This window comes from Pseudomonas sp. JUb42, from assembly GCF_024807945.1.
Classification (GTDB): Bacteria; Pseudomonadota; Gammaproteobacteria; order Pseudomonadales; family Pseudomonadaceae; genus Aquipseudomonas.
Genome location: NZ_JANUFD010000008.1, coordinates 226,472 through 241,514, shown reverse-complemented (window position 1 = coordinate 241,514; position 15,043 = coordinate 226,472). Strand labels below are relative to the sequence as shown.

Genomic DNA, 15,043 nt, shown 5'->3' with positions numbered 1-15,043 from the left:
GCCCGCTGCCGGGTATTGGTCCGGCAGCCGCTCGCTTGGAGGTGAACCACCATGTCCCATTCTTCTGCAACATCCGCGCTGGTCGCGACCCGCTGGGTCGAGTTCGCCCTGGCCCTGTTCACCCTGCTGATCGGCGTCGTGGTGATGTACGGCAGCCTTGACCAAGGCATCGGCTGGGGCGACGCCGGGCCTGAACCGGGCTATTTCCCGTTTTACATCGGCCTGCTGTTGAGCTGCGCCAGCCTCGGTAATTGCGTACTGACCCTGATTCGCTGGCGTGCGCTGAGCGTAGCCTTCATCAGCCGTGGGCAATTTCGCCAGGTGTTGTCGGTGTTTATCCCGATTGCCCTGTTTGTCGCGGCGATGCCCTTTGTCGGCATCTACCTGGCTTCGGCGGTATTTATCGCCTGGTTCATGTGGCGCGACCGGATCAGGGCCAAGCCTTACGGCAAGCTGATGATCTGTTCGGTGTCCGGCGGCGCAGTACTGGCCAGTTACCTGATCTTCGCCCTGTGGTTCAAGGTGCCGCTGGATGCCGGCCCCCTCGGCGACTGGCTGGCCTTGGCCGGGAGAACCTTGCAATGAGCGAATTCGATTCCCTGCTGCAAGGCATGAACCTGATCCTCACGCCCGGCCATATCGGCCTGATGGTGATCGGCGTGCTGCTGGGCATTCTGGTCGGCGTGCTGCCGGGCCTGGGCGCGCCCAATGGCGTGGCACTGTTGCTGCCGCTGACCTTCACCATGTCGCCAGTCTCGGCCATCATCCTGCTGTCGTGCATGTACTGGGGCGCGCTGTTTGGCGGGTCGATCACCTCGATCCTGTTCAATATCCCCGGTGAGCCGTCCTCGGTGGCGACCACCTTTGATGGCTACCCCATGGCCCGTGAAGGCCGCGCCGCCGAAGCCCTGACCGCCGCATTCAGCTCGGCGCTGATCGGCGCCCTGGCCGGTGTTCTGCTGCTGACCTTTCTGTCGACACGTATCGCCGAATTCGCCATGTCATTCAGTTCACCGGAATTCTTCGCGGTGTATCTGTTGGCGTTCTGCACCTTTATTGGCATGAGCAAGAACCCGCCGCTCAAGACCGTGGTGTCGATGATGATCGGCTTCGCCATGGCGGCGGTGGGCATGGACACCGTGTCCGGCAACCTGCGCCTGACCTTCGACCAACCGATCCTAATGACCGGCATCAGTTTCGAGGTGGCGGTGATCGGCCTGTTTGGCATCGGCGAGATTCTCTGCACAGTGGAAGAAGGACTGGTGTTCCGCGGCGAGCATGCGCGCATCACGCCGATGGTGATCCTGCGCACCTGGGCGAAACTGCCGCGTTACTGGCTGACCATCGTGCGCAGCACCCTGGTCGGTTGCTGGATGGGTATTACGCCCGGCGGCCCGACGGCGGCATCGTTCATGGGCTACAGCCTGGCCCGGCGCTTCTCGAAGAACCGCGATAATTTCGGCAAGGGTGAAATCGAAGGCGTCATCGCCCCGGAAACCGCCGACCACGCTGCGGGCACCAGCGCCCTGCTGCCAATGCTGACCCTGGGCATTCCTGGCTCGGCCACGGCGGCGGTGATGCTCGGCGGCCTGATGATCTGGGGCCTGCACCCCGGACCGACGCTGTTTGTCGAACAACATGATTTTGTCTGGGGCCTGATTGCCAGTATGTACCTGGGCAATGTGGTCAGCCTGCTGGTGGTGTTGGCAACGGTGCCGCTGTTCGCCTCGATCCTGCGCATCCCGTTCTCGATCATTGCGCCGATCATCATCATGGTCTGCGCCATTGGTGCCTACTCGGTGCATAACTCGCTGTTCGATGTCGGCCTGATGCTGGGGTTCGGCGCCCTGGGTTATCTGTTCAAGAAACTCGGCTACCCGATTGCGCCTTTGGTGCTGGCGGCGGTGCTGGGAGACAAGGCCGAAGACGCCTTTCGCCAGTCGATGCTGTTTTCTGACGGGCAACTGGGCATCTTCTGGTCCAATCCCTTGGTGGGCAGCTTGACTACGGCGGCGCTGATCATGCTGTTCTGGCCGCTGATCTCTGGCGCCATCCAGCATGCCATTGGCTGGCGGGCGCGCCATCCGGCGAAACCAAAATCGATCTTATAAGGGGCAAAGGACTGGCAACGGCTGATATTTCTTGTCAGTCTCGCGCCAGTCTTTACTGCGAGCCTGCTTCCATGACCCGAATTCCCGACGCCAACGTGATCCACAGCCGCCTGCGCCTGCGCCAGTTGCGGTTGATGCTGGCGTTGCAGGAGCTGGGCTCGCTGCGCCGGGCCGCCGACAATATCGGCATGACTCAACCGGCAGCGACCAAGATGCTCCATGAAGCCGAGGATTTGCTCGGCGTCGAGCTGTTCGAACGGCTGCCACGGGGCATGCGCGCCACGCCCTTCGGTGAAACCGTCATCTATTACGCGCGCATGGTGTTCGCCGAACTGAGCGGCATGCGCGAAGAACTGGTGGCCCTGGAATCCGGCAACCTGGGCCGGGTTACGGTCGGCGCCATCCCGGCCCTGGCCTCGGGGCTGCTGACCCGCACCATCGCCGACCTGAAGAAAAGCCATCCGCGCCTGTCCATGAGCATTCAGGTCGATACCAGTGATGTACTGGTGCAGGCGTTGTTGCAGGACCAGCTTGATGTGGTTCTGGGCCGTATTCCCGGAGGCGTGCGTGCCGAAGAACTGCTGTTCGACGGCCTCGGTGAAGAAGAACTGTGTGTGATTGCCGGCGCCCACCATCCTCTGGCCAAGGCCAGCGATCTGGGCTGGGCCGGATTACAGAACATGACCTGGGTGCTGCAACAGCACCCAAGCCCCATGCGCGCGATCATCAATCAGGTGTTCCATAACGCCCGGGTCGATATCCCCAACAGCATCGTCGAAACCACCTCGATCATGACCCTGCTGTCGCTGATCCAGCAGACCGACATGCTCGGCGTCACTCCGGTGTCGGTGGTGGAAGACTATGCAGGCCGCGATCTACTGGCCGTGCTGCCGATCAAGTTCGAAGCACGCCTGCCACCGTACGGCCTGATTACCCGGCGCCACCGCATCCAGTCTTCGGCGATGCAGGCGTTTATCAACTCGGTGAAAAGCGAGCATAAGTAAGCTTTCCCCTATGGGACCGGCTTTAGCCGGTCCGACAATTACCTCCCCCGACGATCAAACTGGCGCCAAGCCTGTCTAAGAGCAACACTCTCTTACATCCCTCCCGAAAGGACTCCCCCATGCTCTGGAAAAAAGGTCGGCGCAGCGACAACGTAGTCGATGCTCAGGACGGCGCAAGTGGCGGTGGCGGCGGTGGTTTCAGGATCGGCGGCAAGGGCCTGAGCCTGGGCGGGGTGGTGTTGATCGTCGCGTTCGGGCTGTTGACCGGCCAGGACCCGATGCAGATTCTCGGGCAACTGGCCGGGCAGATGGAGCAGCAGTCCACCAGCGTCAGCCCGCAAACCCGACAGGCACCGGCCGCCAACGATCCGCAGACGGACTTTGTCCGGGCTATCCTCGGCGACACCGAAGACACCTGGCGGGCGATCTTTGCCCAGAGCGGCCGCCAGTACAAAGACCCGACGCTCGTGCTGTTTCGTGGCCGGGTACAGTCAGCCTGTGGCTTGGCGTCTTCGGCGAGCGGCCCCTTCTATTGCCCGGCCGATCAGCAGGTTTATCTGGACCTGGATTTCTTCCGGGAAATGTCCCAGCGCTTCAAGGCAGCCGGTGACTTCGCGCAAGCCTATGTAATTGCCCACGAAGTAGGCCATCATGTGCAGACGTTACTGGGTATTTCAGCCAAAATTCAGACGGCCCGGCAACAGGGCCAGCGCATGGAAGGCAGCAATGGTTTACTGGTGCGCCAGGAACTGCAGGCCGATTGCCTGGCCGGGGTCTGGGCATGGCATGCACAAAAGCGTTTGAACTGGCTGGAGCCGGGTGATATTGAAGAGGCCCTGACCGCGGCCAACGCCATTGGTGATGACCGGTTACAGCAACAAAGTCAGGGTAGGGTTGTGCCTGACTCGTTTACTCACGGGACGTCGGCCCAACGGGTGCGCTGGTTCAAAACCGGTTTTGCCCAGGGTCAAATCAATCAGTGCGACACGTTCGCCGCAAAGAGCCTTTGATCAATGATGAAACCGCTTTTGGTCCTGATGTTGGGCACCCTTCTGAGCGCCACGGCTCACGCCGAGGACCACGCGGTCCAATCGATCAGCCCTGATCGACTGGTGATCAATGGCGTCGAGGCCACCCTGGGCCTGAGTCAGGAGTGGGTCAAACCCAAGCCGCAGATTCAGCGCGTGGTCATCGTCATCCACGGCCGCCTGCGCAACGCACCGACCTACTTGCGCAGCATCGAGCGCGCGGCCAACCAGTCCAAGCAGCGGCAGAAAACCCTGCTGATCTCGCCACAGTTCCTCGATGAAAAAGACATCGTTGCCCACCACCTGCCGGAAAAAATCCTGCACTGGCACGAAAACAACTGGATGGCGGGTGACACCGCGGTCGGGCCCAAGCCGATCAGTTCGTTCGTGGTACTGGACCATATCCTCAAACGCCTGAGCGACAGCAAGCTGTTCCCCAACCTCAAGGAAATCGTGATCGCCGGTCACTCCAGCGGCGCCCAGGTGGTGCAGCGTTATGCGATTCTCGGCGGCCGTGAAGATGCCCTGCTGAAAAAGGAAGGCATCCACCTGCGCTATGTGATCGCCAATTCCTCGTCCTATGCCTATCTCGACGCCCAGCGGCCGTTGCCAGTGACGGCGGCGACCTGCCCGAGCTTCAACGACTGGAAATACGGCCTGAACAAACTGCCGTTCTACGCCGGCCAACAAACCCCGGCGGTTATCGAGCAGAACTATGTTAAGCGCGATATCACCTACCTGCTCGGCCAGCTGGACACTGATCCCAACCATCCGGCGCTGGACAAGTCCTGCGGCGCCGAAGCCCAGGGTTCGTCACGGCTGAACCGTGGCCAGAACTACTTCGAGTATTTGCAGAAGCGTCATCCCGAGGGGACCAGCCAGCACCTGGTCGTAGTGCCGGGGGTCGGCCATAACGGCGACGCTATCTTCACCTCCCCTGAAGGCCAGAAGGCCCTGTTCACTCCGCTCTGAGTGAATGTACGGCGTCTGAATAGCGCCTGAACCGGTCGGCAAGCGGCACAAACCAGGCTTGCTTCGCGACCGGTTCCCCTTGAAGCTATGCGCCTCAAGGAGCCTCCCGCATGAATCTCGAAGAACTCACCCAACGCCTGCACCGTATTCGCGACCAGAACGACTGGCGGCAATTTCACAGCCCCAAGAACCTGGCCATGGCCGCCAGCGTCGAAATGGCCGAGCTGGTAGAGATTTTCCAGTGGTTGACCCCGGAACAGTCCCAGCAGTTGCCGCCTGATCAATTGGCTCATGCCGGGCAGGAAATCGGCGACATCGTCCTCTATCTGCTGCTGATGTGCAGCGAACTTGGGCTGAATATGGACGAAGTGGTGCGCAGCAAGCTCGCCGACAGTGAACGGCGGTTCGCCAAATGAGTGACCGTCATTTCGACCAGTTGGCGACGCGCTTTGCCGAGAAAATCTACGGCGGCGCAAAAGGCGCGATTCGCCTGGCGGTACTCCAGGCCGACCTGCTCGAAGCCCTGCCCAACCGCCCGCTGCGGGTACTGGATATCGGTGCCGGGCTGGGCCATATGTCGTTGTGGCTGGCTGAACGCGGTCATCAGGTGACCCTGGCCGAGCCTGCCGAACCCATGCTCGAAGGCGCCCGCCAGCGCTTCGCCGACGCCGGGCAGAGCGCAACCTTCATTCAGGCGCCCTGGCAGGAGCTGCTCGGCCAACTGACCGAGCCCTACGATCTGGTGCTGTGCCACGCCGTGCTGGAATGGCTGGCCGAGCCCCACGCGATCCTGCCGGTGCTGCATCAACTGACCCGTCGCGATGGCTGGCTGTCCCTGGCTTTCTACAACCGTGACGCGCTGATCTACCGCAACCTGCTCAAGGGTCATTTCCGCAAGATGCGCAAAAATGACATGGCCGGGGAAAAGCAGAGCCTGACCCCGCAACAACCCCTTGATCCGCGTGATCTGGCGGCGCAACTTGAGCCGCTGTGGCAAGTCCAAACCCGTAGTGGTGTGCGCGTGTTCCACGACTATATGCCGGTGGAGTTCCAGGCCAAGGCCGATCTGGCGGACCTGCTGGAAATGGAACTGGCCCACCGCCGCCATCCGGCCTATGCCGGGTTGGGGCGTTATCTGCATTGGGTGTGTCGCCCGATTTAGAGAGACAAGTACAACGCTTGTTGGAGCGAGGCTTGCCCGCGAAGGGCCCGTGAGCCAGATACATATTCGACACCTTTTAAATGCCTTCGCGGGCAGGCCTCGCTCCAACGAGTTCGCTTTACCTTCATTAAAAAGAGAGGCCCAAGGAGACCATCATGAAATCCCGCCTCGCCACACTCGTCCTGACCCTGGGCCTGGCCGCCTGCCAGAGTGAAAACCCGTACGTCGCCAGTTCCAGTCCTCTACCGCCCGCCCCGGCCCAGGCCGCCAATACCCTGGACCTGAGCGCCTATCCAGCGGCCCCTCGGGACTATGGGCGTTATCGCGACTGGGCCTGGCTAAACGGCCAGTTGCCCGTCGGCTCGACCTGGGCCGACCCCGCGCAGATCGCCGAAGCCGTCAGCAATGGCCTGGACCAACGCGGGTTGCGCCCCGGGCGTAATCCCCAGGGCGCCGACCTGTATGTCAGTGCCGAACTGCATCCGGAAACCCGTCTGCGTCAGGTCAGGGACGACGACTATGACCCGTACTACGGCGGCTACCGCAATGGCTACGGCGGTTATGCCACGGTGCCGGTGGTACGCACTTATCAGGAGCAAGTGATCGTCGTCACTGTCAGCCTGTTCGATGGCCGCAGTGGCCAACCCGTCTGGAGCGCCCGTGCCGAAGCCGCTGTCGCTGGCGACCAGGCACAACGCGGCAAAGCCCTGCGCGACGCCGTACAAGGCGCCCTGAGCACTTATCCCCCAGCCTGACTTTTCGGAGAACTGCCATGTTCCGCTACCTTGCCGTACTGGGTGTTGCCCTGCTGCTCAGTGCCTGCGACACCACACGGGTCAACCGCGACTTCGACACCCAGCGCGACTTCGGCGGCTATCGCAGCTGGAGCTGGAAAGAGCCCGGCGTGCAATTCCAGCCCAATGACCCGCGCCTGCAAAGCGACCTGACCGAACAGCGCATCCGCCAGGCCGTGGCCGGGCAGCTGGATCAACGTGGCCTGCGCATGGCTGCGGCCGGTACGACGCCAGACCTAAAAGTACAGACCTGGGTGGTCGTGGAGAACCGCCAGCAACTGGTCAGCAGCCAATACGGTGGAGGCTGGGGCGGTCCTTGGGGCGGCTACTGGGGCTATCCGCCGGTCACTAGCGAAACCCGCAGCGTCGAATACAAGGTGACCACCCTGCAGATCGATTTGCTCGACGGCAAGGACGGCAAACTGGTGTGGCGTGGCAGCACCGAGCAGATCCTCAACGACAACCCAGATCCGGTGGCGCGCGATACGGCGATCCGCACCACGGTGGCGAAGATCCTGAGCCAGTATCCGCCGCGATAGCCATGCAGAGTCAGGCTGTAGGAGCAACTTTAGCCGCGAGGGCGCCTCCCCGGCTAAAGCCGGTCCTACGGTACTACGGCAAAACCCCGGCCCATCTGTCATTTAGCCAGCACCCTATCAATCTCTTTACTACACTCCTGCTCACAGGTGAGGAGTTAGGCGAGACTTAAGGAGTGCTGGATGTCCCCCCTGAATCATCTGCAACAGCGTGGCGCCATCGGATTGATGGCGGCCGGAACCCTGGCCCTGGCGCTGCTATGTATGCTCGTCGTGCTCGATAGCGGACGCTTGTACATGGAGCGGCGCAGCCTGCAACGGGTCGCCGATATGGCCGCACTGGAAGCGGCGGGCCGTCATGGCAATTGTCTGCCTGCCACCACGGCCAGTGCCGTCGCCTTTGCGACGCAAAGCGGCATTCGCAATGATTTCGTCCAGGGCAACGATGGCCGCACAATGACGACTCTTTGCGGCAACCTGTCAGTCGATGCCAGCGGGATGCGCACGTTCAATACCGACGCGAGCAAGTACGAAGCCATTCAGGTAGTCGTCACGCATCCCGTGCCCCGAAGCATTGCCTCAGGCGTTGCATCGTATTTTTCCAGTACCCCCATCGAGCCGATCATTTCGATGAAAGCCACCGCAGTTGCGCAACCTGCTGCACCTCTGGTGCAACTGACCCTGCGCAGCGCGGCCATGACGCTCAGCTCGGCCAACGCTGCCGTCCTCAACCCATTGATCGGCGGCCTGCTCGGCGGCAGCCTGAACCTCAGCGTCGCCGGTTGGCAGGGCTTGGTGGACACTAACCTGAACCTGCTGAGCTACCTGACCCGGCTCAGTACCGACTTGAATCTCAAGGTCGGCGACTACACCCAGTTGCTCACTACCAATATCTCGGTCAGCCAGTTGATCCAGAGCGCAATCAGCGTCCTCGACCCCAACAATACCCTGGCGGCTACGGCCACTATTTCCAGCCTGAATGCCATCAAGACCGCAGCCGGCTCAACCACCATCGCCCTGGGGGATTTGTTGCAGGTACAAAGCGGCAGCAATCTGGCGGCCTTGAATACCAATATGCGCGTATTCGACCTGGTCCAGGGCCTGGTGCAGGTCGCCAACAAGAAAAATGGCTTGATGTCCGCCGTGCAGTTGAATGTGCCTGGCGTGGCTCAGGTCACCGCCAGGGTTCAGGTGATCCAGACGCCGCAGATCTCGGCCATTGGCGACCCGAGCAAGATTGACCCGAGCAACCCTACGGGGGCCAACCGGATTTTCGTACGTACCGCTCAGACCCGGGCGTTACTGTCGATCAACTTGCCGGTGCTCGGCGTCATCACGCCGCTGCTAAACGCCGCGACCAACCTCCTTACACCCCTGACGCCAGTGATCAATAGTGTTCTGAGTCTGAATCTGGCCGCCACCATCGAATCGGTTGCCTGTCTGGTGGGTGCGGGCTGCACGATGTATGACTTCAAGTGGCTGACAACGGGCAGCGCCGGCCCGCAGATCGACGTAAGTATTTCCACCTCCAGCGCCCAGAGTTACGTCACCGGCTATACCTGTACCAGCAATACCAACAAGACCCTGACGACTCATACCGATAGCGCACTGCTGAACCTGAAAATCGGTCAAATCAGTTCAGCGGCAGCCTTCCCCGCCAGCACTGACCCCAATGCTGTCGTCGCCCTTCCGCTCCCGGTTCTGGATATTGGTAGCTCGGTATGCAAAAAAATTCTGGGAATAGGGACATGTGGCCCACGGACATCATTCACTGGCGGCGGCTTGGGCATAAGCGTCAACAGCCCGATCGGCCAGGTGCAGAGCACGTCCACCAACTTTACCTACACCGCGCCATCAACCCCCAGCCAACTGCCGGAGGTCAATACCGATCCGTTCTTCCCCCTGACAGCGAACGCCACACTGCCCAGCAGCCTGCTGGCAGGGACCATCGCCGGGGTACAGGTGCACATGTATTCGCCGCCCACCAACAATGTGCTGGGTTCGCTCATGAGTGGCGCGGAATCCCTGCTGGGCACCATCACCAGCAGCCTGGACAGCACCATCAACAGCACCCTGTCGCCGCTGCTGACCGGTGTACTTGACCCGCTGCTGACCAGTCTGGGAGTGACCCTCAACCCGGTCAATCTGGGCGCCAATATGAGCTGCAATATTGGCCAGGCGACGCTGGTGATTTAGCCGTGAATTTCATGGCTGACGAAGGATCTGCGGCCGGGCCTTCAAACACTGCATAGCGGACTGAATCAAATGACACTTTTGTGGGAGCGAATTCATTCGCGAAGAGGCCGTTACTTTCGATGAGTATTCGTCGCCTGGAATGCCGCTTTCGCGAATGAATTCGCTCCCACAACTGCTCTCACCAAGCGCTCCTACAGGACTAACTGTATCCCTGATCACCCCTGACTGATCGGCAAACTGATCTGAAACCGCGCGCCCTCGCCGGAATTGCTGACGCTCAGCAAACCGCCCATTTGCTGGACGATGCCATAGCTCACCGACAAGCCCAGGCCGGTGCCGATACCCGATGGTTTGGTGGTGAAGAAGGGTTCGAAGATCTTTTCCAATAGCCGTGGGTCGATGCCGCCGCCGTTATCTTCCACATAGATAAAGAAGTTCTGCGTGTCCCGCCCGGTTTGCAGGCTGATCCAGGGTTGCAGCTCGGGATTGCCTTCCTTGCGTGACAGCAACGCATCACGGGCGTTGACCATCAGGTTGATGATCACCTGTTCCAGTTGATCGCCATGGCCGCGGACCTGCACCGGCTCGCCCAGCTCGCCCACGCGCAACTCGACACCCTTGCCTTTCATGCCCTCGGCGAGCATTCCCAGGGTGCCTTCGACCGAATCGTTGGGGTTGAATAATTGCTCTTGAACCTCGGAACGGCGACCAAACACGCGCATATGGTCGACGACCTTGCCGGCACGCTGCACCTGGGCATCGATACGGTTAAGTTTTTCGATCAGATATTCCGGGTCGACAATGCCGTTGTTCAGGCGCTTGAGCACGTTGACCACAGCCATGCGCATGACGTTAAGCGGCTGATTGATCTCATGGGCCAGGCCGGTGGCCATCTCGCCCAGGGTCGCCATTTTTGCACTCTGGTTAAGCTGCATGCGTGAGCGACGCACGTCGGTGTTATCCCGCCCGACGGCCTGGATCTCTACCAGTTTGCCTTGTTCATCAAACACACCGCGGTCAGCCCAGACCCACCAGGCATGTTCGCGACCCGGTAACTCCAGGCAGATTTCCGCCGTACTCATGGGCGACTCCGGCGTCAGTTGGGCGATGCGCTGAAGAAAGTCTTCGCGCTGCTCGGCCGAGAACCAGTCACCCAGGTTGACCCCGGCCAGTTGCTCGGTGGTGCACTCCAGATAATTGGCCAATGGCCGGTTGCCAAAACTGAGGATCAACTCCGGGCTGTAGCGGCAGATCATCGCCGGGGAGTCTTCCACCAGGATCCGGTAGCGCTCTTCGCTCTCGCGGACCCGTTCGGCGGCCAGGGTCGCCTCTGTTACATCCAGCCACAGGCCGACAGCTTCCACCGGAATGCCCAGGTCATCGCGCAGCAGGCGCGCTTCGTCGAGCAACCAATGATAGACGCCGTCGCGCCCGCGCAGGCGGTAACGACGGCTGACGAAGCCTTCACGCAGCAACAGGCGGGTGCGCTCGAACCAGATATCACGGTCATCCGGATGAATGTATTCGGCCAACTGGCCGTCAACGCAATCGGCCAGTTTCCAGCCCAGCACTGGCGTCAGGCTGGCGCTGAAAAAGGTCGGCTCCAGGCTGCCTTGATCGTAGCGCTGCACGTAAATAACCGCCGGGGAGCTGGCGATCAGGTTGTCCAGCCGCGCGTGAGCAGCGGCGGCTTCGGTTTCCTGGTTCTTGATATCGCTGACATCGAGCATGAAACCCAGCACCCGACGGCTCTGACCACTGATCAGCGACTGGCCCTGAATACGAAACCACACGGGCGCCTGGTCCGGGTCAAGGCTGCGCAGGCGCACGCAGAGCAACAGCGGGGTGTCGTTTTCCCGCAGCTCGAGCAGGCGGCTGTTCAACTCTTCGCGATCAGCCGGGTGGATCATCGCCAGCCAGTCCGGCCGCGACAGACGATCAAGCCGCCCATGCAGGCCCAGGCTATCGAGCAATTGCGGCGCCAGTTGCACCTCGTCGTTGGGCAACCACTCCCACCAACCGGTGCCGAGCAGGTCCTGCAGGACGCTCAGGCGCTCGATATGGTGACGGTGTTGGTGTTCGGACTGGCGAAACAACACTGGCCCGCCGATGGCCGAACACAGATTCAGCCACTCGCGCTCGCCAAGATCCGGGGCTTGCCTGGCGGCATTGTAGAAACCGAACAACAACCATGCCTTCGCCACGCCTTCGCGGCTGTGGGGCAGCAGGAAGCCATCGGCATTGCCGAAGATGGTCTGCATCGGTGCCAGATGCGGATTGTTGCCGAAGGTCAGTTGGTGGGGCTGACCACCGTCGAACAGATCCAGCTCGGTGCCCAGCCGTTGGCCCGGTTGCCACAGTTCGGGGGCGGTATGGGCGTGGTACTGGGCGAAGACCCGCCAGCCGATACCGCTGGCTTCGGGCAAGACCAGCGCCATGCACGGCACATTCCAGCGCTGACCCAGCTCTTCCAGTTGCTCGGAGACCACCTGGCCCAGCCGGTCGAAATTGCACACGCGAATCTGCTCGGCCACCTGCCCGGCAAAACGCAGGCACTGCTGACGGCTGCGGGCGACGCTGGCCTCTTCCATCAGGTCGCTGATATCGAGCAATTGCAGGAGCCAGCCGCCGTCATGGTGCTGGATCCAGCCACGGGTGTGCAGGGTATTGGCGGTCGAAGCCTTGAAGTCGATATCGAGCATGTGGCCGATCCAGTCCTCCGGCACACCCTCGACGACCATGGCGCTATTGGGCATCAGGTAGGTGATCAGGCGCTGGGCGGAAACAATGGGCGTCGGCATGCCCAATCGGCTACGCAGTTGCGCACTGGCATTGAGCACACGGCCATCGTTGTCCAGCACCATGTACAGCTCGGCGCTGATCTGTGCAGGCTCGACTTTCGCCAGATCCGCAGGGTTGGTTGCCGGTGACTCGCTACGTCCCAGCAGACGGTTCAGCATCACTTTATTAAGGGACAAGTTGCATGCTCGCCTGTGCGGACAACGTGGCTGGGAGGTTCGGCACCTGGCCAATTCCCGGCAAAACCAGGAAGGGAATGACCTGATTGATCCTGCTGGTGGGGTAATTGATTTTCACCGTCAGTACGCCCGCAGGGCTATAGCTGACATCGGCATCGGTGGTGAGATTAAAAGCCAAAGCCGTAGGCAGCCAGTTCAACTGGGTGGTCAGCACGCTCCTGGCCTGGCTTATGATCAAGGTCTGATAGTTCGGTATGCTCGGACTCAAGGCCACACTACGGCGAACCGCCTCGCTGGCGGCCGCATTGAATGACTGCATCATCAACAAAGGCAGGCAGTAACTGACCAGCCCGTAAAAAACCGCAAAAAAAGCGATGAATACCGCCGCAAATTCGATTGCGGCAGCGCCTTTCTGTCGATGAGCAGAGAAATTCCGTGGGGTTGATTGCATGCCGACGTCTACCCTGACAGTGCCTACCGATAATGAGCATAGGTCCTCTCCAGAAAACAGGATGTTTTTTACTAGATGGAATTACTTTTCCTACTCATATGGATGGCAATTTGTGCCGAACAAGATGCCCGGCAACGACAGATCGCCAATACCCTGACCCTCGGCGTCGCCGCCCTGGCGCTGATCTACCTGCTGCTGCAAGGCCAGACCTGGCTTGGCGCGCCAGCCAGTGAGGGTGGCTGGGCATTGTTGCTGGCGGTGCTGTTCACCCTGCCTGGCTACGCACTGGGGCGAATGGGCGCCGGGGACGTCAAACTGATGGCAGCCCTCGCGCTGTTGACCGATCACCTGCATGTACTGGGCAGCTTTATCGGCGCCGCCGTCGTCACCTTGCTGTGGCTGGCACTGCGTCAGAAAGTCTGGCCCTTTATCGGTCAGGGACTTGCCGGGCGATACCGTCTTTTGAATGACCCCACGTCAAAAAAATATCCATTCGCACCCTTCCTGTTTGCCGGTTTTATCCTCGCAGACCTGCTGATCCGCCAGTCGCAATCGTAGGACCGTGCTATGTACATAGTAGTAAAGTGCGACTACGTTTAACCCGATACAAAGAGTAATGGATTGCGACTCGGCGTATGGCGAAGGGTGCCCGCTACCCCGCACCCCGGTCAGTTGTACCTCGCAAACATGGAGTACTGCGTGAACATGCATTCGACTGTGAAAATACTGGTCGTCGACGACGAGATCATGATCGTTGAGGAACTCACCGATTTCCTCGAAAGCAGCGGTTACCGCTGCGTCCCATGCAGTTCAAGCCGGGAAGCCCTGCAGCGGTTTCGTGAGGACGCCGAAATCGGCATCGTGCTGTGTGACCTGGACATGCCCGAATTGAACGGCATCGAACTGGTTGAAGCCATGAAGCTGCTGGCGGGTAAACAGCGGGTCTTCGAATCCATCATGCTCACCGGCCGCGCGGAAAAACAGGACGTGATCAAGGCCCTGCGCGCCGGTATCGCAGACTACTATCAAAAGCCGGTCGATCTGGAGGACGTGCTCAAAGGCATCCAGCGTCAGGAGATCGAGCTGCAAGAGCGGCAAAAGGGCTTGAATAACCTGGGCCAGCTCAACGAGAAACTGCAAAACCTGGCGGCCTCCATCGATGATCTGTATCAGGATCTGGACAAGAAACGCACCCGGGTGGTCATTACGCAATCGGGCGAGCACGAGGCCGAGGTCGAGATTCCGGCGATTTTCGATCAGTTGTCACCGCGCCAGCTGGACGTCGCCAAACTGGTCGGCAAGGGCCAGACCAACTACCAGATCGCTTGCGAGCTGGGCATTACCGAAAACACCGTGAAGCTATATGTGTCGCAGGTGCTGCGCCTGACCCATATGCATAACCGCACGCAACTGGCGCTGGCCCTGTCACCGGGCAACCCTTCGGCGCGGCAGCGAGTGACGGTAAATTAGAGGACTTGCCGTACGACAGCACGGCGCCAAAGACCAGGCGGGATCTGCTGCCAACCCCGACTCAGCCATCAGACCCCGTCTTGCCGCCTTTTTTCTGCTCGAAGAAATCCGGAATCTCATGCTTATAGCTGTCGAGCCAACGCTGCATGCTCTGCTCGCGCTCCGCCGGGGTGGCGGCTTGCGGCGTCGGTGACGCCTGTCGGCCCTGAGACTGCAATTGCAGCCAACTCTGCGTCTGCTCCTGCCAGGGCGAGTCACCTTTCTCGGCGGCCCAGACGCCCTGCGCCAATGCCATCAGACTGACGATGCCCATCACTGCCATTTTCATAACCCTCTCCCTG

At 60.7% G+C, this 15,043-nt stretch carries 15 protein-coding genes; 12 read left to right on the top strand and 3 right to left on the bottom strand.

Annotation, left to right across the window (positions count from 1 at the left end; all coding sequences use genetic code 11):
* Positions 1-51: 51 nt before the first annotated feature.
* From M2401_RS17870 to M2401_RS17825, 10 genes are all read left to right on the top strand, one after another.
* Positions 52-585: a tripartite tricarboxylate transporter TctB family protein gene (locus M2401_RS17870; RefSeq protein ID WP_259104786.1), complete on the top strand. Its 534-nt coding sequence runs from the start codon at positions 52-54 to the stop codon at positions 583-585.
* Positions 582-2,111 (top strand): tripartite tricarboxylate transporter permease, encoded by a 1,530-nt coding sequence (locus M2401_RS17865; protein ID WP_259104785.1) that lies wholly within the window; start codon positions 582-584, stop codon positions 2,109-2,111. Before M2401_RS17870 ends, M2401_RS17865 begins: the two co-directional genes overlap by 4 nt.
* 71 nt (positions 2,112-2,182) lie before the next feature.
* Positions 2,183-3,115, top strand: coding sequence for a LysR family transcriptional regulator (locus M2401_RS17860; RefSeq protein WP_259104784.1), 933 nt, complete (start codon positions 2,183-2,185; stop codon positions 3,113-3,115).
* 119 nt (positions 3,116-3,234) lie between these two features.
* Positions 3,235-4,125: a neutral zinc metallopeptidase gene (locus M2401_RS17855; protein WP_259104783.1), complete on the top strand. Its 891-nt coding sequence runs from the start codon at positions 3,235-3,237 to the stop codon at positions 4,123-4,125.
* 3 nt (positions 4,126-4,128) lie between these two features.
* Entirely contained in the window at positions 4,129-5,115 is a 987-nt protein-coding gene (locus M2401_RS17850; RefSeq protein ID WP_259104782.1) for an alpha/beta hydrolase, read from the top strand.
* Between the two features lie 110 nt (positions 5,116-5,225).
* Positions 5,226-5,531, top strand: a complete 306-nt coding sequence (locus M2401_RS17845; protein WP_259104780.1) for a nucleotide pyrophosphohydrolase — start codon at positions 5,226-5,228, stop codon at positions 5,529-5,531.
* Positions 5,528-6,277, top strand: a complete 750-nt coding sequence (locus tag M2401_RS17840; protein ID WP_259104778.1) for a methyltransferase domain-containing protein — start codon at positions 5,528-5,530, stop codon at positions 6,275-6,277. The genes M2401_RS17845 and M2401_RS17840 overlap by 4 nt, the downstream gene beginning before the upstream one ends.
* Before the next feature lie 155 nt (positions 6,278-6,432).
* Positions 6,433-7,032, top strand: a complete 600-nt coding sequence (locus M2401_RS17835; protein ID WP_259104776.1) for a DUF4136 domain-containing protein — start codon at positions 6,433-6,435, stop codon at positions 7,030-7,032.
* 17 nt (positions 7,033-7,049) lie between these two features.
* Entirely contained in the window at positions 7,050-7,610 is a 561-nt protein-coding gene (locus M2401_RS17830) for a DUF4136 domain-containing protein (protein ID WP_259104774.1), read from the top strand.
* Between the two features lie 180 nt (positions 7,611-7,790).
* Positions 7,791-9,803, top strand: a complete 2,013-nt coding sequence (locus tag M2401_RS17825) for a TadG family pilus assembly protein (RefSeq protein WP_259104773.1) — start codon at positions 7,791-7,793, stop codon at positions 9,801-9,803.
* A 215-nt stretch (positions 9,804-10,018) separates the two neighbouring features.
* Here M2401_RS17825 and M2401_RS17820 read toward each other — a convergent pair whose 3' ends face one another.
* Together M2401_RS17820 and M2401_RS17815 are read right to left on the bottom strand one after the other, a co-directional pair.
* Positions 10,019-12,781, bottom strand: coding sequence for a PAS domain-containing sensor histidine kinase (locus M2401_RS17820; RefSeq protein ID WP_259104771.1), 2,763 nt, complete (start codon positions 12,779-12,781; stop codon positions 10,019-10,021).
* The gene (locus tag M2401_RS17815; protein ID WP_259104770.1) at positions 12,771-13,232 is read right to left on the bottom strand and encodes a TadE/TadG family type IV pilus assembly protein; all 462 of its coding nucleotides are present in this window, start codon (positions 13,230-13,232) and stop codon (positions 12,771-12,773) included. The genes M2401_RS17820 and M2401_RS17815 overlap by 11 nt, the downstream gene beginning before the upstream one ends.
* Positions 13,233-13,307: 75 nt before the next feature.
* Here M2401_RS17815 and M2401_RS17810 point away from each other — a divergent pair, with 75 nt between their 5' ends.
* Together M2401_RS17810 and M2401_RS17805 are read left to right on the top strand one after the other, a co-directional pair.
* Positions 13,308-13,790: a prepilin peptidase gene (locus M2401_RS17810; protein WP_259104768.1), complete on the top strand. Its 483-nt coding sequence runs from the start codon at positions 13,308-13,310 to the stop codon at positions 13,788-13,790.
* A 147-nt stretch (positions 13,791-13,937) separates the two neighbouring features.
* Positions 13,938-14,702 carry a response regulator transcription factor gene (locus M2401_RS17805; RefSeq protein WP_310504137.1) on the top strand — a complete coding sequence of 255 codons (765 nt, stop codon included), beginning with the start codon at positions 13,938-13,940 and terminating at the stop codon, positions 14,700-14,702.
* A gap of 61 nt (positions 14,703-14,763) precedes the next feature.
* Here M2401_RS17805 and M2401_RS17800 read toward each other — a convergent pair whose 3' ends face one another.
* Positions 14,764-15,030 (bottom strand): DUF3613 domain-containing protein, encoded by a 267-nt coding sequence (locus M2401_RS17800; protein ID WP_259104767.1) that lies wholly within the window; start codon positions 15,028-15,030, stop codon positions 14,764-14,766.
* Between the last annotated feature and the right edge of the window lie 13 nt (positions 15,031-15,043).